Annotated in this window: 13 protein-coding genes; 8 read left to right on the top strand and 5 right to left on the bottom strand. The window is 42.8% G+C overall.

What is annotated here, in order from left to right; translation table 11 throughout:
- Positions 1-80 precede the first annotated feature (80 nt).
- The gene (gene ppsA, locus L2730_RS13790) at positions 81-2450 is read right to left on the bottom strand and encodes a phosphoenolpyruvate synthase (RefSeq protein ID WP_248975122.1); all 2370 of its coding nucleotides are present in this window, start codon (positions 2448-2450) and stop codon (positions 81-83) included.
- Between the two features lie 126 nt (positions 2451-2576).
- Between ppsA and ppsR the strand changes: the two genes are divergently transcribed.
- Both ppsR and L2730_RS13780 read left to right on the top strand, forming a co-directional pair.
- A complete protein-coding gene (gene ppsR, locus L2730_RS13785) occupies positions 2577-3389 on the top strand; it encodes a posphoenolpyruvate synthetase regulatory kinase/phosphorylase PpsR (RefSeq protein WP_248975121.1) in 813 nt (270 codons plus the stop codon).
- A gap of 364 nt (positions 3390-3753) precedes the next feature.
- Positions 3754-4815, top strand: coding sequence for a 3-deoxy-7-phosphoheptulonate synthase (locus L2730_RS13780; protein WP_248975120.1), 1062 nt, complete (start codon positions 3754-3756; stop codon positions 4813-4815).
- 71 nt (positions 4816-4886) lie between these two features.
- Here L2730_RS13780 and L2730_RS13775 read toward each other — a convergent pair whose 3' ends face one another.
- Positions 4887-5378 (bottom strand): hypothetical protein, encoded by a 492-nt coding sequence (locus tag L2730_RS13775; RefSeq protein WP_248975119.1) that lies wholly within the window; start codon positions 5376-5378, stop codon positions 4887-4889.
- Between the two features lie 191 nt (positions 5379-5569).
- On the opposite strand from L2730_RS13775, the gene L2730_RS13770 reads away from it, so the two are divergent.
- Positions 5570-5995, top strand: a complete 426-nt coding sequence (locus L2730_RS13770) for an acyl-CoA thioesterase (protein WP_220736204.1) — start codon at positions 5570-5572, stop codon at positions 5993-5995.
- Positions 5996-6213: 218 nt separating this feature from the next.
- On the top strand, positions 6214-6873 hold the full coding sequence (locus L2730_RS13765; RefSeq protein ID WP_020911986.1) for a response regulator transcription factor: 660 nt from the start codon (positions 6214-6216) through the stop codon (positions 6871-6873).
- Between the two features lie 77 nt (positions 6874-6950).
- Here the strand turns inward: L2730_RS13765 and L2730_RS13760 are convergent, their stop codons facing one another.
- Complete coding sequence (locus L2730_RS13760; RefSeq protein ID WP_248975118.1) at positions 6951-8240, bottom strand: NAD(P)/FAD-dependent oxidoreductase; 1290 nt, start codon at positions 8238-8240, stop codon at positions 6951-6953.
- A 398-nt stretch (positions 8241-8638) separates the two neighbouring features.
- On the opposite strand from L2730_RS13760, the gene L2730_RS13755 reads away from it, so the two are divergent.
- Entirely contained in the window at positions 8639-8971 is a 333-nt protein-coding gene (locus tag L2730_RS13755) for a hypothetical protein (RefSeq protein ID WP_248975117.1), read from the top strand.
- 58 nt (positions 8972-9029) lie between these two features.
- Here the strand turns inward: L2730_RS13755 and L2730_RS13750 are convergent, their stop codons facing one another.
- The gene (locus tag L2730_RS13750; protein ID WP_248975116.1) at positions 9030-12458 is read right to left on the bottom strand and encodes a hybrid sensor histidine kinase/response regulator; all 3429 of its coding nucleotides are present in this window, start codon (positions 12456-12458) and stop codon (positions 9030-9032) included.
- 173 nt (positions 12459-12631) lie between these two features.
- Here L2730_RS13750 and acs point away from each other — a divergent pair, with 173 nt between their 5' ends.
- The 3 genes from acs to L2730_RS13735 all read left to right on the top strand — a co-directional run bounded on the left by acs (position 12632) and on the right by L2730_RS13735 (position 16981).
- Positions 12632-14584: an acetate--CoA ligase gene (acs, locus tag L2730_RS13745; RefSeq protein ID WP_248975115.1), complete on the top strand. Its 1953-nt coding sequence runs from the start codon at positions 12632-12634 to the stop codon at positions 14582-14584.
- Positions 14585-14744: 160 nt separating this feature from the next.
- Positions 14745-16490 (top strand): DNA repair helicase RadD, encoded by a 1746-nt coding sequence (radD, locus tag L2730_RS13740; RefSeq protein ID WP_248975114.1) that lies wholly within the window; start codon positions 14745-14747, stop codon positions 16488-16490.
- A gap of 224 nt (positions 16491-16714) precedes the next feature.
- The gene (locus L2730_RS13735; RefSeq protein WP_220736211.1) at positions 16715-16981 is read left to right on the top strand and encodes a GrxA family glutaredoxin; all 267 of its coding nucleotides are present in this window, start codon (positions 16715-16717) and stop codon (positions 16979-16981) included.
- Between the two features lie 82 nt (positions 16982-17063).
- On the opposite strand, the gene L2730_RS13730 is transcribed toward L2730_RS13735, so the two are convergent.
- Positions 17064-18209: a DcaP family trimeric outer membrane transporter gene (locus L2730_RS13730; protein ID WP_248975113.1), complete on the bottom strand. Its 1146-nt coding sequence runs from the start codon at positions 18207-18209 to the stop codon at positions 17064-17066.
- Positions 18210-19399: the final 1190 nt, after the last annotated feature.

The following is a 19399-nucleotide window of genomic DNA, read 5'->3' as shown; positions in this document are numbered from 1 at the left end:
CGCTAAAAAGCGGCTTTTTTAATGTTTTTAACGAAATGTTAAATCACGCAGATCTAACATCCCATTTTTAGTGGTTTACGTTAACCATGTGCTTCGGCAAGGTATAACCAAGTATCAATCACAGTATCGGGATTTAGTGACACAGTATCAATGCCTTGTTCAACCAACCAAGCAGCAAAGTCATTGTGATCTGAAGGACCTTGACCACAAATACCTACGTATGCACCTTTTGCTTTAGCCGCTTTAATGGCCATGGCAAGTAAGGCTTTAACTGCATCGTTTCGCTCATCAAACAGATGGCTAATAATACCTGAGTCACGATCTAGACCGAGTGTAAGCTGAGTTAAGTCATTTGAACCGATTGAGAACCCATCGAAATGCTCAAGGAACTGGTCAGCAAGCAGTGCGTTTGATGGAAGCTCACACATCATGATAACGCGTAGACCATCTTTACCGCGCTCAAGACCTTCCTCTTTAAGCAACTGGATGACTTGTTCAGCTTCGCTTACTGTCCGAACGAATGGGATCATAATCTCAACGTTCTTAAGACCCATATCATTACGTACACGTTTAATCGCTTCACACTCAAGCGCAAAACAGTCACGGAACGATTCAGAGATATAACGGCTAGCACCACGGAAGCCCAACATTGGGTTCTCTTCTTCAGGCTCGTAACGGTCACCACCAACAAGGTTTGCATATTCGTTTGACTTAAAGTCAGACATACGCACAATCACCTTTTTAGGATGGAATGCAGAACCGATAGTCGCGATACCTTCAACCAAGCGAGCAACATAATACTCAACTGGCGAGTCGTAACCTGCGATCATCTCGTGGATCTCTTCCTGAAGTTCAGCCGTTTGCTGGTTAAACTCAAGTAGTGCCTTTGGATGAATACCGATCATACGGTTAATGATGAACTCAAGACGCGCAAGTCCAACACCTTCGTTAGGCAGACGAGCGAAATCAAATGCTCTGTCAGGATTACCCACATTCATCATAATCTTCATAGGAAGATCAGGCATTGAATCAACACGTGATGAAATCACTTCGAAATCTTGCAGACCATTGTAGATAAAGCCTGTGTCACCTTCAGCACAAGAAACAGTTACTTCCTGACCATTCTCAATACGTTCAGTTACATCGCCACAACCAACAACTGCAGGAACACCTAATTCACGAGCAATAATTGCTGCGTGACAAGTGCGTCCACCACGGTTAGTAACAATAGCACTTGCGCGCTTCATGATTGGTTCCCAATCAGGGTCAGTCATGTCTGTTACCAGTACATCGCCAGGTTGGATCTGGTCCATATCGTCAATTGACTTAAGGACTTTAGCAACACCTTTACCAATCTTGTGTCCGATTGCACGGCCTTCACAAACAACGTCACCTTGAGTCTTAAGGTGGTAACGCTCAATAAGCTGCACATCTTCACGAGAACGAACAGTTTCAGGGCGAGCTTGAACAATATACAACTTACCGTCGTTACCGTCTTTTGCCCACTCGATATCCATTGGACGACCGTAGTGCTTCTCGATAGTCATCGCCTGCTTAGCAAGCTCTTGTACTTCTGCGTCATTGATTGAGAATTCACGACGCTTATCAGCGGCGATATCTTCAATCTTAACTTGCTTACCGTGGGATTCATCATCTGAATACACCATCTGAATAAGCTTGCTACCAATATTGCGACGAACAACCGCTTTATGGCCAGCAACTAAACTTGGCTTATGAACATAAAATTCATCAGGGTTAACCGCACCTTGAACAACCATTTCACCTAGACCGAATGAAGAGGTAATAAATACCACATCATTGTTGCCAGACTCAGTGTCCATAGTGAACATGACACCTGAAGATGCCTTGTCAGAGCGCACCATACGCTGAACACCAGCAGAAAGTGCAACACCTTTATGGTCATACCCTTGGTGAACTCGGTATGAAATCGCTCGGTCGTTAAACAACGAAGCAAATACATGCTTAGTTGCTACCAGTACCGCTTCATAGCCCTTCACGTTTAGGAATGTTTCTTGTTGTCCCGCAAAAGATGCATCCGGCATATCTTCTGCAGTAGCTGAAGAGCGAACCGCAAAAGATGCGTCGCTTGTTTCAGCGGCAAGTTTGTCGTAAGACTCACGAACCACTTGCTCAAATTCTGGATGGAACGGGGTATCGATAACCCACTGTCTAATCTGTGCACCTGCTGTAGCGAGTGCGTTCACGTCATCTACATCTAGAGTTTCTAGAATTTCGTATATCTTCTGGTTAAGTCCGCTTTGTTCAAGAAATTCATTGAACGCAAAAGACGTTGTCGCAAATCCACCAGGCACTTGAACACCTGCATTTGAAAGATTGCTAATCATCTCACCAAGAGAAGCGTTTTTACCGCCGACCTTGTTGACGTCACCCATGCCTAATTCTTGATACCAGAGTACGTATTGCTGCACAGTTCTAATCTCCGCAAGTATATTTTAGTGTGGCTCTTCACACGAGAGCAGCGGCATTTTACACTCCCCAACAACAAGCGTAAATGTATAATTTTATTTGTAATTTTATTACTACAAGAGGTCAAAATGTTGCGTAAAGTATTTTATATCTCAGATGGGACGGCGATCACGGCGGAAGTGTTTGGCCATGCAGTACTAAGTCAATTTCCCCTTGAATTTGATGCACTTACTATTCCGTTCGTTGAAACAGAAAAAAAAGCTGAAGCCGTTAAGGCACAAATTAATGATTGTTTTATTACAACAGGTGAGCGACCACTGGTTTTCCATTCTATCGTCAAACCAGAGATTAGAGACATCATCTATAGCAGCGAAGGACTCGATTACGACTTTTTGAACACATTCGTTGCACCTTTAGAGAAGCAATTAGGCATGCCTGCAACGCCAGCTTTACACCGAACTCATGGTAAAACCAACGACAGTTATGAAGCTCGAATAGAAGCAATTAACTACGCAATGGAAAATGATGACGGCCAAACTATGAAACACATGGATAAAGCGGACCTTATTTTATTGGGTGTATCTCGCTGTGGTAAAACTCCATCGAGCCTATACCTTTCAATGCAGTTTGGTATAAAGGCAGCAAACTACCCTTTCACCGAAGATGATATGGATAATTTGAAACTTCCGGATGCACTGAAACGCAACAAAGATAAACTGTTTGGGCTCACCATTGATCCCGTTCGTTTGCATGAGATCCGTCAAAGTCGCATGTCGAATAGTCGTTACTCTTCACTGCGCCAATGTAGGACTGAAGTCAAAGAAGTAGAAATGATGTATAAAAGGGAGCGTATTCCGTTTGTAAACACCACCAACCATTCGGTTGAAGAGATTGCGACCAAGATCTTAGAAGCAACCAGCCTAGAGCGTCATATGTTCTAATCCTCATGAATAAATGAAGGCTTTTTAAAGCCTTCATTTATTGAAACAGCAGAACATTCCGCCATGCGCTGTGTTTTTGTTCATTAAAAATAACTATCCACAGTGTCTTTTTTGAATGAATAACACATAACAGCTGCTTATTTTCCTACTTCCTATGCGCGTTAACCAGTCTTTACCAACACAACAACTATTTAAAGCGAATCATGCATTTCACCACTACTAATGCATAACATAAATCAAATAGTTGCTAATAAGAGGCAAATTAGCGCTAAATTTCCGTTATTTGCCACTGTGCATAACGCTATGATTAGTTATAATCCGAAGTAATCAGGCAAAAAGCCCATACGAACGCTCGGTATTGTGAATGACCATTAAAACAGACGAACTACGCACCTCACTTTTATGTAAGGTAATTTCACCTGCACAACTCGCTTCTGAATACCCTTTAACTCAAGATGCAGCTGACTATCTCGTAGAGCAGCGCCGTGAAGTAGAGGCTATTATCAATGGCGATGATCAACGACTACTTGTCATCATCGGCCCATGCTCAATACATGATACAGAAGCTGCACTCGATTACGCTCAGCGCTTAGCAAAGCTGCATCAGCAATATAAGGATGATCTTTGCATCCTTATGCGTGTCTATTTTGAAAAGCCACGTACTACGGTCGGCTGGAAAGGACTTATTTCAGATCCCGACTTAGATGGTAGCTTTAGTCCTAACAAAGGTTTGCGCAAAGCGCGCCACCTTTTGCAGCAGATCACTGAACTAAAACTACCTATCGCAACCGAATTCCTCGATATGGTTAATGGTCAGTATATTGCAGACTTGATCACTTGGGGCGCGATTGGCGCACGTACTACAGAAAGCCAAATACACCGTGAGATGGCGTCAGCACTTTCATGCCCTGTAGGTTTTAAAAATGGTACTGACGGTAACATCGATATTGCAGTCGATGCGGTGCGTGCAGCGCAGGCTCCGCATATCTTCTACTCGCCAGATAAAGATGGTGCAATGGCCGTTTATCGTACTCATGGTAACCCTTATGGCCACATTATCTTACGCGGCGGCAAGCAACCAAACTATCATAGCGAAGATATCGAAAAAGCAGCCACTCAACTCGAGAGTGTAGGTGTGACTCAACGTATGGTTGTCGATTTTAGTCACGGTAATAGTCAGAAAAAGCATAAGCAACAGTTTAATGTTGCTGATTCAATTATGCAGCAGATGAGCCAAGGCTCTACCGCCATTGCAGGCATAATGGCAGAAAGCTTTATCGAAGAAGGCAATCAGAAAGTCGTTGCTGGTGAAGAACTTGTATACGGCAAGAGTATTACCGATGCTTGTATTCATTGGGAAGATTCAGAAAAGTTACTGAGTGATCTTGCTAAAGCATCTAGAGCCAGAATGAACTTACTAAAGTAAATTCATCTCGCTACGAAAACGCATCCACTGAAGTCCGTCGATGCGTTTTTTTATGTGTTAGCTAAATGTATCTAATGATTCTTGTAATAACTGTCATGAGTGGCTTTTAAGCTCATATCCTGCAGTCCTTGATAGATTTCAACCAATTCAAAGTCTGCATCTTGTAGATAGATCCAGCCTTCCTGCACGAGAAACCAATTGGCACCTTGCCTAGCAAAAACCTTTGGAAATGTGCCCCAACCAGATGGCGATACATTCAATTGCTCGAAACGAATAAAGCCCTTGGAAGGTGCTGTTAAACTTGGCATTTGGTATACCTTGTTAAAAAAACCAAGCAATGCCGTTTTATCCGCCTCAGAAAATTTATAGCAGCTCAGCTTATCTAAGTTTCTATCAAACCAATAATAAACCTTGGCTTCAGCAAACCGATAGACTGTGCAGTCGTTAAAAGTGATCGCCCAAGGCTTGTTCTGTTTAAAACCGATAAAGCCTTCAAATTCAGTGACAGCAAGCTTCTCGTTGCTGCTTTGACATCCCAATAAAACTAAGGCTATTACAGTCATAACTACGCACTTTAAATATTTATGTCTCATTCAGCCCAACTCCGTATCAACTCAATTTCTATGCGTTACAATAATAACAAACACCAGTGTACAGCTGGAAAAATCTCCAAATAATAAGTTAGAGTCACTATTCTAATGCAAGTGAAACAGGTATAGTCGCGCCTCTCTTGTGCATAACCTTAGGTTGCCGTATGCCCTTAACTCAAACTCCGACTCAATTTAGTGAAGCAATGTCACTGAGAATTGAGCAGTCTGAAGCTCGCGTAATTAAAGCTGTGTTTCCATCAATTACTAATCACCACAATACACTGTTTGGTGGGGAAGCCTTGGCTTGGATGGATGAGACAGCGTTCATCGCTGCAACTCGTTTTTGTCGCAAAACACTCGTTACCGTCAGTTCAGATAGAATTGATTTCAATAAAGCTATTCCCGCCGGTTCTTTAGCGGAGATTATTGCCAGAGTGATTCATGTGGGTAATACCTCAATCAAAGTTGAAGTTAATATTTTTGTAGAGGATATGTACCAAGACCTTCGTGAACATGCGATACGCGGTGTCTTTACCTTTGTCGCAGTAGACGATGATAGAAAGCCAACTACAGTTTGGACCCAAGGGTAAACGTATACATTAAAGAGGTTTAGTTAAAACCTCTTTAATTTGTTTCGAACTTTTGATTAACCTATAAATAAAAGGTACAAACCTTTAGACCAAAGTCTAACTCCATGCAAAAATTTACCAAATAATAACGTTTGTCGGATAAAGCCATAGAATAGCTTGTCATTTATCTGTTACATTGAAAGTATCTTCACGAGCAACCAAAATAACCCTATAAAGCCATGAAGCCTGAAAACTTAAATATAATAATAGCGGATGACCATCCTCTATTTAGAAACGCCTTAAGACAAGCATTAGCCACAGCGTTTACCAATACTCAATGGTTTGAAGCTGATAGCGCTGATGCACTGCAAAATCTCTTAGACAATAGCGACATTGAATATGATGTTGTATTGCTGGATCTACAGATGCCAGGCTCTCACGGCTATTCGACATTGATCCATCTTAGAACTCACTATCAAGAACTCCCCGTCGTTGTTATCTCAGCTCACGAAGACAATACAACGATTAGTCGTGCTATTCATTATGGTAGCTCCGGGTTTATCCCTAAATCATCATCTATGGAAACCCTTGCTACGGCACTAGAGGCGGTTTTATTTGGTGATGTATGGTTACCAGAAGGTGTTGAACTGCAAGAAGTCAGCGATGATGGTACTGATCAGATGGCCAGTAAACTTTCAGACCTGACCCCGCAGCAATATAAAGTGCTGCAGATGTTTGCTGAAGGCTTACTTAACAAACAAATTGCCTATGATTTAGGCGTTTCAGAAGCGACAATTAAAGCGCATGCCACTGCTATATTTAGAAAACTGGGCGTTAGAAATCGCACTCAAGCTGTCATTGCACTGCAGCAGTTAGAGATGGAAAAAGTCGATATTTAACTCAGGACGGGACAAACATCTGTTACGATAAAGCCGCATTTTAATGCGGCTTTTTTATGACGTTCAAGAACCTGTTACTACCTAAAGTTCTCCATGACCTTGTAGTACATCATACCTAGTGCCAATGCCTGATTTCCAAACCACTCGTTGAGTGGGATCCTTAAATGCGACATCTCAGCAAAGAGACCAAACTCTTGTTGATCTCCAATAATGGCATTAGCCATTATCTCTCCCATAATGTGAGAGGTTGCAACCCCATGACCCGAGTATCCTTGGCAATAAAATACATTTTTTGAAACTTTGCCTAACTGTGGAATTCGATTGAGTACTATGCCAGCCATCCCCGTCCACTCATACTCTATATTGATCCCTTTCAGTTGTGGGAAAGTACGCTCCAGAGCAGGCCTTAGTTCATTGGCAACATTTTTTGAATCCCGCCCTGAATAGTTAGTGCCACCACCAAACATTAAGCGATTATCAGCGGTTAGTCGGTAGTAATCCAGTACAAAACGGGTGTCATATACAGCTACATTTTTGGGGATCAAGCTTTGCGCCTGCTCAGAAGTAAGTTGTGCAGTGGCGCAATTCCCAAGTGATGCAGGAAACAACATGCCTCTTAATTTTTTTCTCGCCAGTTTATGATAGGCATTTCCCGCGAGCACAACACTGTTAGCAGTGATCTTTCCCTTTGCGGTCGTCACTGTAGCAAGTACGCCATCCTCAATATCAACAACCGCGGAATGCTCAAAAATTTGTGCCCCTAAACTCTCCGCCGCCCTCGCCTCACCAATACAAAGATTGACTGAGTGCAGATGCATATTGCGTTTATTTAATAGGCCACCGTAATACAAAGGTGTATCAATATACTCAGGTAACTGCTCTTTAGTCAGCAACTCAAGTTCAGTTTCCATGCCATGTCTACAAGCCTCATCATAGGTCTGTTGCAACTCGTCTATGTGACTCGCTTTATAGGCTGTATGCAAATGGCCATGCTTAAGATCGCACTCAATACCGTACTTTTTTACTCGTGTTTTAATAATTTCATGTCCACGCCAGCGCATATTCCAAACGAACTGTTCAGCATCAGTGCCTAATTTGTTTCGCAACTGCTTGGTCATGGCTGTATCACCTGACAAACTGCCTGTCACCTGTCCACCATTACGGCCTGTCGCTCCCCAACCAATCTTATTGGCTTCGACAATCGCAACCTTATAGCCCTTCTCACTAAGCTCAACGGCCGTCGCTACGCCAGTAAATCCACCACCAACAATCACTACATCAACACGTATATCACCCTCTAACTCAGGGTAGTCAGTTTCAGTATTGATGGTAGCGTTGTAGTATGAGTTGCAACGTGGTTGTGACATAACAATTTCCTTTTGAGTAATTGATTACTTCTTGTTTTATATTTTTTACACGTCGTTCAGTATATCCATCTTTAATGCTGGGTCAAGTCATCATAAATCTGAATCGCGAAGACAAAAAATTTGCTACTTTTCATCCGATAACTTTATACCAAGGCGGTTTACTCCATTTGAAGCAATAACTTGTCGAGTGATATTTCAGCGACTATCTTCAATAGTGAACGGTAAATACCTTTTACGTTGATAAGTCGTACGCGTCGTCCTCTGTTTCACTCTTCTTAACTTATCCATGAGGAGAGAGTATTGCCGCAAATGATAGAACATATGTTGTCGAGAGGCGTACAGGCATAGCTCTGGGTAGATTCGGCATATTAAGTCACGATCAGAATAAGGACTGTGAAATGAAAAAACTCGGTTTAGTAATGGTTATCCTCGCGCTCAGTGCCTGTGCATCTGCGCCCGCTACATGGAAAGGCATGTCAGAAAGAGATATAGCTGCATGGAAGGAGATTGGCTTTAATGCTGAGCAAGCTCAAGCATGGAAAGGCGGCGGATTTACCCCTGAGCAATCGGAGAGTTGGTCAAAACAAGGCTTTAACCTTAGCAGTGCCACAAGTTGGAAAGGACAATCTTTTGATGCTGAAGAAGCGAAAAATTGGAAGACTGGTGGCTTCGATGTAGACAGTGCCGTTGAATCAAGAGATAAAGGTTTAACTCCAGTAAAAGTTGAATAATTCAAACCACATTTAATTAAAAAAGGCACAAGCGATGTGCCTTTTTTGTTTTCAGTAATTAGTCCTTTCTGACCAAGCTGGAGATCAATGCTCTAAGCGCAGCAGGTTTCACCATTTTGGCCATGTAGTGGTAACCTCGAAGCTGAATGTCATCAATTAAATCTTTACGAGTATTAGCGGTAATCAATATACCTGGAAGGTTTTCACCATAAAGGTTTCTGACTCCATCCATCGCATCGACGCCATTTTGATCATTATCGAGATGATAGTCTGCAAGTACGATATCAGGAGCAACGCCTTTAAGCCCAAGCTTAATTCGAGCATCGGCAAAGTCGCTGGCGCAGATAACCTCACACTGCCAACGCGTTAATAGACTTTCCAGCCCCGCTAAGATGGCCTCTTCATTATCAATACATAATACTTTCACGCCTGCTAAAGGTTGCAATAGAGAAGCGACTTTTTTCGGTGTAGGCGCAGTCATCTTCTTACCAAGTGGCACTTTAATCGAAAATACTGAGCCCTGCCCTAATGTTGAACTGACGTTGATTTCATGCTCTAGAACACGACTAATCCTGTCTGCAATGGCTAAGCCTAAACCCAAGCCACTGGCACTTTTACTCTCAGGGTTATCCAGTCGCTTAAACTCTTTAAAAATCTCTTTGGTTTCACTTTCATCAATACCACAGCCGGTATCAAGCACTTGAATTTCAAGTTCGCTGCCACGATAACGACAACCTAACAAAACACGGCTTCCCTTGGCGTAACGATATGCATTAGTTAAGAAGTTTTGTAACACCCGCCTTAAAAGGCTTGGATCTGAATTAATGGTCGCCGAACAAGGAATAGCGCTAAAACTAATTGAACAATCTTTAGCCATCGCCTCAAACTCAACCGCCAAGCCATCGAGTAGATCTGCAATGGCAAAATCTCGCCGATTAACATCAACCATGCCTGAATCCAATTTGGAAATATCGAGTAAGTCGGTCAGTAATTCACCGGCAATTTTCAGTGAGCTGTTAACATGATTGAGGGTAGTTTTAGCTTCTAGATCTAAGTTTGGGTATTGTGAAAGTGAAGCAGTGAAAAGTCGAGCTGCGTTTAGCGGTTGCATTAGATCGTGGCCAACAGCTGCAAGAAACTGACTTTTAGATGCATTCGCCATCTCCTCTTGCGCCTTCGACTCAAGCAGTTTGCTATTAAGCATGGATAACTCGTAGGTACGCTCTTTTACTCTAGCCTCAAGGGTTTCGTTTGATTCTTGCAGGGCTTTTGCTTGCAAGCGGTATTGAGTAATATCAGTAAAAGTCATCACAAAGCCACCGCCGGGCATGGGGTTACCCTGAATTTTTATGACTTTGCCATCTTTGCGCTGCCGCTCTGAGACATGCTGAGTGCCATTGCGCATATGCTGTACACGCTTGTCCACTTGCTCTTCAATATCGCCAATACCACAATAGCCGCGTTCAGCATTAAAGCGAACCACATCACTGATAGGCATGCCTGCCTGTAAAAAATTGTCTGGGTAGTCATAAAGCTCAGCATACTTAAAATTCCAAGCAACCAAATTCAGATCCTTATCGACCACGCTCATACCTTCATAGGCGTGCTCTATGGCACCTCTAAGCATATCTTGGCTCAAGATAATTTTAGAAGAAGCTTCATCAACCAAACTAAACACTTCATCAAGTGCCAAATCCCGCCCTTGCATGACTGAGTCCATCACCAGAGATGCACTTGAAGCCCCCAGAACCCCAGCAAGCATATGTTCGGTATGCGCGATGAGTTCAGGCGGTGCAACCTTATGCCAACTATCGCTTTTAACAGCATCCTCAGAAAAACCTGAAAAACTCTCATAGGCGCGTGTAGGACTAACAAAACGACTTGCTAGTATGAGTAGATCTTGCTGAGAAACAGGTGCACTCTTGCGGTTAGTATCCTTTTTCAATCGTCCAGGCGTTACAAAAGCGCTGGCTTGTATGCGCTCGGCTACTCCGGCGCGAAACCAGATGGAACCAAGCATATAACAGCCGCAGTTCGCCAGTAATGCGATGAGAATATCGCGCACGTTGGGCTTAATAGAATCGAGTAAAGCGATATCGGTCGCAACAATGCCTGAATGAGTAGCTGCTCCCTGTAGCAAGATGTAACACCAGCAACCAAAGCCAACCGCCAGCCCTAAGAAAACACCACTGCGATTACCGTGTTTCCAATACATACCACCGATTAATGCCGGGGCCAATTGAGCAAAAGCACCAAATGACAGCATCCCTAAGGAGGATAACGAATCGTTGTCCATAAATGTTAGATAGCTAAAATACCCTAGGCCTAGAATAAGCATAATGGCAAGACGGCGAGCATTAAGCAGTAGTTGCGAAAACTGGCTAAAATTTCTGGCTTTTATTTGCCCAGTTCGAAGCATTAGCGGTACCAGCCACTCGTTACTCACCATCACGCTAATGGTTACAACAGCAACAATGACCATTCCTGTTGCAGCTGACAGTGTACCGAGCAGCGCCACAACAGCTAACCAAGGTTTATCAAGTGCTAATGGTAGATTAATCACGTAAGTGTCAGCGGCTACCGCATCGCCGAGTAATAACTTACCAGCCAAAGCAAGTGGCGCCACAAACAGGCCAAACAACAGTAGATAAACTGGGAACATCCACTTAGCTTTAACCATGGTTTTTTCATTGGTGCACTCAACCATCATGACGTGGAACTGCCTAGGCATACACAAAAAGGCAGCCATACCCACCAGCAGCTCAGGCATCAGTGATTCAATACGAAGATTTGGTTCATTGATCAAATCCTTGGCACTGGCTTGCTGCCAGATGTCACCAAAGCCATCAAAGACTCCAAAACTAATGACAATACCAACAAGTAAAAATGCTCCGAGTTTGACCAAAGACTCAAATGCAATCGCCAACATCATACCGGGGTTATGCTCGGTAGCATCAAGCTTTCGTGTACCAAATAAAATGGCAAAAATGGCTAATAGGCCTGTTATAACCAGTGAGACTTTTGTACCGTCGAACAATGCGCCCTCAGGCTGAAAAAGATTCAAGCTAAAGACCATAGCTTTAAGTTGCAACGCAATATAAGGCATGATGCCAAACAGAGCGATTAAGGTGACGATTGCCGCGAGAACTTGAGATTTACCATATCTTGCTGCAATAAAGTCAGCTACAGAGGTAATGTTTTGCGCCTTTGACACAATTACCATCTTTCTCAGCAGGCCAAAGCCAACGGTAAATATTAAGATAGGGCCAATAAAAATGGGGAGAAATGACCAAAGATCATCGGCAGATTGACCAACCGTGCCGAGAAAACTCCATGATGAACAATACACAGCAAGGCTTAAACCATAGATCCAAGTTTGGATCCGCTTTGTGATACGACTGAACCAGCGCTCAGCTCCCCAAGCAATGAGGAACAAAATACATACATATATGATGGCAATAGTGCCAACCAGAACAGTCAAATTCATAGGATTCTCTTTTTTTTACCTATTTTGCGGTAAAAACCAAATGAAATCTAGCCAAAAATAAATTACAACCTTTTAAAAAATAAGGATATTTTTTTACTAGACCAAGGTCTAATAGAGATATAACCCTCACACAATCCATACTCATCTCACGCAAATTAGATAAGGGAAGCCCAATGAGCATGCAGTCTCTCTACAAAGTTCCAAGTGAAATCGCAGCCAATGCACTTGTAAATGACGAACAATATAAAAAAATGTATCAGGAGTCGATTGTAAACCCTGAAGGTTTCTGGAGAGAACACGGCAACCGTATCGATTGGATGAAACCCTTTACTAAAGTAAAGAAAACGTCGTTCGATGACCATAATTTGTTCATAAAATGGTTCTATGATGGCACGCTTAACGCGTCAGCCAACTGCCTCGACAGACATTTAGAAAATAACGCCGACAAAGTGGCTATTATCTGGGAAGGCGATGATGCAAAAGATCAGCGTACAATCACCTATGGTGAACTGCATGCTGACGTATGTAAGTTTGCAAACGCACTTCGCAGCCAAGGCGTAAGACGCGGTGACGTAGTAACAGTTTATATGCCGATGGTGCCAGAAGCCGCAGTTGCCATGCTTGCCTGTGCCCGCATTGGTGCTATTCACTCTGTGGTATTTGGTGGATTCTCGCCTGATTCTATCGCATCACGCGTCATTGATGGCAACTCGAAAGTGGTTATTACTGCTGATGAAGGTGTTCGCGCAGGTCGTATTATCCCGCTTAAAGCTAATATCGATGAAGCACTATCCCACCCTGATGTTGATTGTATTGAAAAAGTCATTGTTATGAAGCGCACTGGCGGTGATATTAATTGGGTTGATGGCCGTGATATCTGGTGGGAATCTTTAATGGAAACTGCCTCCGAGCATTGTGTTCCTGAAGAGATGGGCGCTGAAGATCCGCTATTTTTACTCTATACCTCTGGCTCAACCGGTAACCCTAAAGGTGTGCTACACACCACTGGTGGTTACATGGTTTACGCTGCGATGACTCACGAATATGTGTTCGATTATAAAGACGGTGAAGTGTATTGGTGTACTGCCGATGTAGGCTGGATCACTGGTCATTCATACATGGTCTACGGCCCACTTGCCAATGGCGCTACCGTATTAATCCACGAAGGTGTGCCTAACTACCCAAGCCCAGCCCGCTTAGGTGAAATGATTGACCGACATAATGTCAATATCCTTTACACCGCTCCCACGCTTATTCGTGCGTTAATGGCCGAAGGTAAAGAGCAGTTCGATGGTTTCGATGGCAGTTCACTGCGCATAATGGGCTCTGTCGGTGAACCGATAAACCCAGAAGCGTGGCGCTGGTACAACGATGTCATTGGTCATGAGAAGTGCCCTATCGTCGATACGTGGTGGCAAACAGAAACTGGTGGTATTTTGATTAGTCCACTACCTGGTGCTACAGACACCAAACCAGGTTCTGCAACTCGCCCATTCTTTGGTGTACAACCAGCACTTGTTGACAACATGGGTAATATCGTAGAAGGCGCGAATGAAGGAAACTTAGTGATCCTTGATTCATGGCCAGGACAGATGCGAACCGTGTTTGGCGACCATGATCGCTTTGTACTGACCTACTTTAAAACCTTTAGAGGCATGTATTTCACTGGCGACGGTGCAAAACGTGACGAAGATGGTTACTACTGGATCACGGGGCGTGTTGATGACGTGATTAACGTATCAGGTCATAGACTGGGCACAGCAGAAGTTGAAAGTGCCTTAGTTGCCCATGAGCAAGTTGCTGAAGCCGCAGTTGTTGGTTACCCGCATGATATTAAAGGGCAAGGGATCTACGCTTATGTGACGCTGACGAGGGGTACGGTAGAAACTGAAGAGCTACGTCAAGAGCTTCGCCAATGGGTTAGAAAAGAGATTGGCGCATTAGCAACTCCAGATCTCATTCAGTGGGCTGGCGGCTTACCTAAGACACGTTCAGGAAAGATTATGCGTCGATTCCTACGTAAGATTGCCGCAAATGAAGTGACAAACTTAGGTGACTCTTCAACGCTGGCTGATCCTGCCGTGATTGATACCCTGATTGAATCTCGTCTTAACCGCAGTGAATAATTGTTAAGCAGAAATACTCGCTTTACCTTCCCAGCCCCTCTATGAGGGGCTTTTTTTATGCCTTTAAATAAACAAATCCACATTTTGCTTACCGTCACAGCGTATTTATGTGATGATTTCGCTATCAGTTTTTGTATTTACCTGCCAAACGGAAACTCACGTGCAACTTCGAGACTACCAGCAACAATCGGTTGATGCCGCCATCAGCCACTTTAAGTCAACGAGCGACTCTGCCGTATTGGTACTTCCCACCGGAGCGGGTAAAAGTATTGTAATCGCTGAATTAGCTAGAATCGCCAAAGGTCGCGTTCTGGTGCTCACCCACGTTAAAGAGTTAGTGGCGCAAAACGCAGAAAAAGTCGGCCTACTCACCCAGAAAGCCTCCATTTATTCTGCAGGCTTAAATCAGAAATCAACCAGTGGGAAAACAGTAGTAGCCAGTATCCAGTCGGCGGTTAAACAGCCAACACAGTTTAACGAACCTTATAGCCTAGTCATTATTGATGAGTGCCATCGAGTCAGCCCAGAAAAAGACAGCCAATATCAGCAGTTGCTCGCTCATCTTAAATCAAAAAATAGCAAGATTAGGCTATTAGGATTAACTGCTACCCCCTACCGTTTAGATCTAGGTTGGATTTATCGTCATCATTATCATGGTAAAATCGGCAATACCGACAAACCCGTTTTCGAAAAGTGCATCTTTGAACTGCCCATGCGCCCGTTGATCAAACAAGGCTTTTTAAGCCAACCAAAAATGTTTGATGGGCTTAGTGCGCAATATGACTTTAGTGAGCTAACAGCGTCGCCTACTGGGCAATACAACGAATCAGAGGTTAATTCACTGCTCAATCATTGCGGACGAGCCACCACCGCTATCGTCAAGCAACTCATTGCGCTAGCAAAGCATCGCCAAGGTGTGATCATTTTTGCAGCGACCGTTAAGCACGCCGAAGAGATAATGGCAAAACTTGACGGGTATGAGCCAGCACTAGTCACAGCCAAGACCTCTCGCGAAGACAGGGACTTACTAATTGCAGCCTTTAAAGCGAAGCAGATTAAATTCTTAGTTAATGTGGCAGTGCTCACTACGGGCTTTGATGCGCCTCACGTCGACTTAATAGCCATCATGCGACCCACGGCCTCAGTCAGCCTGTTTCAGCAGATGGTGGGACGTGGTTTACGTATCGATGCAGCTAAAACAGAATGTCTCATTATTGATTATGCAGCTAATGGTTATGACCTGTTCTATCCAGAGGTAGGTCAGCCCAAACCCAATAGTAAATGTAAACCAGTACAAGTTCATTGCCCGGTATGCGACTTCGCCAATATTTTCTGGGGGTTAACTGATGACGATGGTGACATTATTGAGCACTTTGGCAGGCGCTGCCAAGCACTAATAGACACTACCAACGGTAAGCAACAGTGTGACTTTAGGTTTCGCTCTAAAGCCTGTCCAAATTGCGGAGAAGAGAACGATATAGCCGCAAAAGTCTGTAACCATTGCCAAGCTGTGTTGGTCGACCCCGATAAGCGCCTTAAAGAAGTATTACAGCAGAAACATCACCATTTGTTTAAATGCCAAACTATGTTGCTTGAGCCCGATGGTGATCGCTTAATCGTGCGCTACATCGATATTGAAGGCAATGATTTTTGCCGCTATTTTAAGATGCAAACGCCTGCGCAAATAAGAGCCGTATTTGCTTTGTTTATTTTCCCCCACAGCAAAACACCGGGCATGAAACATAAAAAGTATCGCTCTGCTCAAGAGCTTGCTAACGATGCCGACAGCTTTAGAAAGCCAGATCTATTACTACTTAAGAAAGGCAAAAAAGGCTGGGATCTGCTTGAGTCCATTTTTGACTACCAAGGCCGCTATCAAATCGAGCCGAGCGATATCGAACTGTAACTATCAGCTTAGAGATTGATCAGTTTGAAATATACACCATTATAGAAACGCAGTTTGAGCAAACTTGGTCATTTCTCAACGGTTCCGTGCAGAACGACTAATCAGCAGTTCCTTAAATATATAGCCGAAAATGCAGCAATGCGATTAACACAACTAAAAATATCGATTAGAACTAATCCGTAGCGTATGTTATAAAGTGCTCAAGCTATTTTTGAGGAATAAATATGTTTGTAGTTATTTTCGGTCGTCCTGGTTGTCCTTATTGTGTACGTGCAGTTCAAGTTGCAGAGCAACTTACTGAAAAACGTGAAGATTTTAAGTTCAAATATGTAGATATTCATGCTGAAGGGATCAGCAAAGCCGATCTAGAAAAAACAGTGGGTAAGCCAGTTGAAACAGTACCGCAGATTTTTGTCGATAAAGATCATGTTGGCGGTTGTACTGAGTTTGAACAATATGTACGAGATAATGACTTAATGCCAGCGGCATAAGTTTAACAGCTCAATAAAAAAGGAGGCTACGGCCTCCTTTTTTGTTCTCTAAATTACCTTACTAATAATAGCCTTTTATCAACTAGAGTACATACTTCATTGAAAAGATGACTCGATTCAGCTCACCATCAAAACCATTCTCTTTGGTGTTCTTGGCATACATATACTCTACGCCAACCGTAAGCGGCTTAACCGGAGAATACAATAAGTTGATATAACCAGAATAAGAGTCTTTATTTACGTTATTGCCAATCAAGTCAATATTGTTATCTGCTTTAAAGCCTGAACCCGTGATACTGGTACGCCACTTATCATTCCACCAATGGCGATACGAAATATAACCACCGTATGAGGTAATCGCTTCAATGTCACCATTTACGTCCAATACACCTGCATTAGCGTAGTTAAGTGCCATGTAGCGCCCTAAGCCGTCACCATAGGTGGCAGACATTTTAATATCATCCTGTCCAACTGGGATCACACCTGTAAAACTTAAGCCGTAACCGAACGTTGAGGCGTCTAAATCATCTTGCTCAACGTTAAGCTGACGTGCAAGGCCTGCAAACGTGAATGCCATACCACTTTCAGTTTTCATATTATATCGAGCTACAAAATCTGGCACCATGCCGCTGCCACTGGTTATACGGCTACCTGTTGGATCACGATAGGCATTAAGTGTTGTTTCTGGGTTCTCTGCGGAGAATTGAAAACCACCGTTTGTGTAGCGAACCATGGTTTGACGCACAAAAGGCGTACCTTCAGCAGCACCTATAAAATCTAGGTTTTCAGGTAATGCGCCTGGATTTTGGAATGTGGTCCACATTTGACCAGCAGCCCAATTATCAAAACTAACAAAAGCTTGGCGAATACGTGGCGAGTAACTGTTTGACACTCGCTCGTTGCCGTCGGTGTGAGTCATAAAGTCTAGCTCGATAAAACCAACTAGTTTATGTCCATCAATATCGGTAGACGACTTAAAGTTAAAGCGTGATTCTCTTGCTTGGAAATCAACAACTTGCTTACCGTTACTTGGATCACCATAAATAGTACCTGGTACATAAAACTGTCGTGATAGACTTCCAGAATCAGGTGCGCCATTGCTGTAATCACTGAACATCACATCAGCTTTTACATAACCACCAAATTTAAAATCTGTATCTGCCTGTACACTCACACTCGTTGCAGCGATAAGCGAAGCACACAAGATACTTAATTTTGCTTGTTTCATTCCCTTTCTCCCATATTTTTTTATTATCCTTACGAAATATGACCGACTTAACATCAAGGCAACATTAGCAATAGGTCTATCAGACAAAGGTAGAACACTCTTTACTAATTAATCACTTTCGCATCCATCGCCGCTAATGTTAGTAAAGAAAATTACAAAGTGTTAATAAGTCGCGATAATTTTAAGAGCGAGATGTAACTATTCTTTTAGAGTGCAGCCTTAAAAAATAAATGATCAAAATAAATCGACTAAAAACAAAAATCAATTAATGATTAAATACAACTACTTATGAGTATTCCGCACAATCAAGAAAGCAGTGAAAAAAATTTGTAACACAACTGTCACTAACCAAATAAAAGCTAACCTATTATTTAAGCTTTAATTTTATGAAGACTCATCTTTATTAGTCATATCACCAAAAATGCGTTTCATCTACAACAAACACCTTGAGATGCGATAGCGGAATATGACCAAAAATAAGGATGAATAATCTATCTCTAGATCAAAAACTATCTCTATGGATTGGCTTTAATGGTGAATTGGCTAATGCAGAAAAGATTTAAAATAATACCAATCAGTATAAGAAGTGATTACATACTGAGTTAAAAGAAGCGGATATTGAAATCATAAATAGAGGCGATAACGCCTAAAATGACGCAACCATTCAAGTTGTGACTATATAAAGAGCAAGCTAACTGCCATTCTACTCAAATAGACAAAACTGAGCTGACGTTATGAATTGTTATTGCAAAGATTCTATCTAAGGGAGTGTTTCAAAATCTATAAGAAGTGGTGGGTCGTGAAGGATTCGAACCTTCTACCAATTGCTTGTAAAAAAGAGCAAGCCAACTGCCATTCTACTCAAATGGACAAAACTGAGCTGACGTTATGAATTGTTATTGCAAAGATTTTATCTAAGGAAGTCTTTCAAAATCTATAAGAAGTGGTGGGTCGTGAAGGATTCGAACCTTCGACCAATTGCTTGTAAAAAAGAGCAAGCCAACTGCCATTCTACTCAAATGGACAAAACTGAGCTGACGGTATGAATTGTTATTGCAAAGATTCTATCTAAGGGAGTGTTTCAAAATCTATAAGAAGTGGTGGGTCGTGAAGGATTCGAACCTTCGACCAATTGCTTGTAAAAAAGAGCAAGCCAACTGCCATTCTACTCAAATGGACAAAACTGAGCT

The organism is Shewanella kaireitica (assembly GCF_023284045.1).
In the GTDB taxonomy this organism is placed as follows: Bacteria; Pseudomonadota; Gammaproteobacteria; order Enterobacterales; family Shewanellaceae; genus Shewanella; species Shewanella kaireitica.
This window is presented reverse-complemented; position numbering and strand designations above follow the sequence as displayed.

Coding starts and splice junctions, on each gene's coding strand:
- L2730_RS13730 (WP_248975113.1), bottom strand. CDS start 18,209: ATGAAACAAGCAAAATTAAGTATCTTGTGTGCTTCGCTTATCGCTGCA.
- acs (WP_248975115.1), top strand. CDS start 12,632: ATGAGCATGCAGTCTCTCTACAAAGTTCCAAGTGAAATCGCAGCCAAT.
- L2730_RS13760 (WP_248975118.1), bottom strand. CDS start 8,240: ATGTCACAACCACGTTGCAACTCATACTACAACGCTACCATCAATACT.
- L2730_RS13755 (WP_248975117.1), top strand. CDS start 8,639: ATGAAAAAACTCGGTTTAGTAATGGTTATCCTCGCGCTCAGTGCCTGT.
- L2730_RS13780 (WP_248975120.1), top strand. CDS start 3,754: ATGACCATTAAAACAGACGAACTACGCACCTCACTTTTATGTAAGGTA.
- L2730_RS13765 (WP_020911986.1), top strand. CDS start 6,214: ATGAAGCCTGAAAACTTAAATATAATAATAGCGGATGACCATCCTCTA.
- L2730_RS13750 (WP_248975116.1), bottom strand. CDS start 12,458: ATGAATTTGACTGTTCTGGTTGGCACTATTGCCATCATATATGTATGT.
- ppsR (WP_248975121.1), top strand. CDS start 2,577: ATGTTGCGTAAAGTATTTTATATCTCAGATGGGACGGCGATCACGGCG.
- L2730_RS13770 (WP_220736204.1), top strand. CDS start 5,570: ATGCCCTTAACTCAAACTCCGACTCAATTTAGTGAAGCAATGTCACTG.
- L2730_RS13735 (WP_220736211.1), top strand. CDS start 16,715: ATGTTTGTAGTTATTTTCGGTCGTCCTGGTTGTCCTTATTGTGTACGT.
- L2730_RS13775 (WP_248975119.1), bottom strand. CDS start 5,378: ATGACTGTAATAGCCTTAGTTTTATTGGGATGTCAAAGCAGCAACGAG.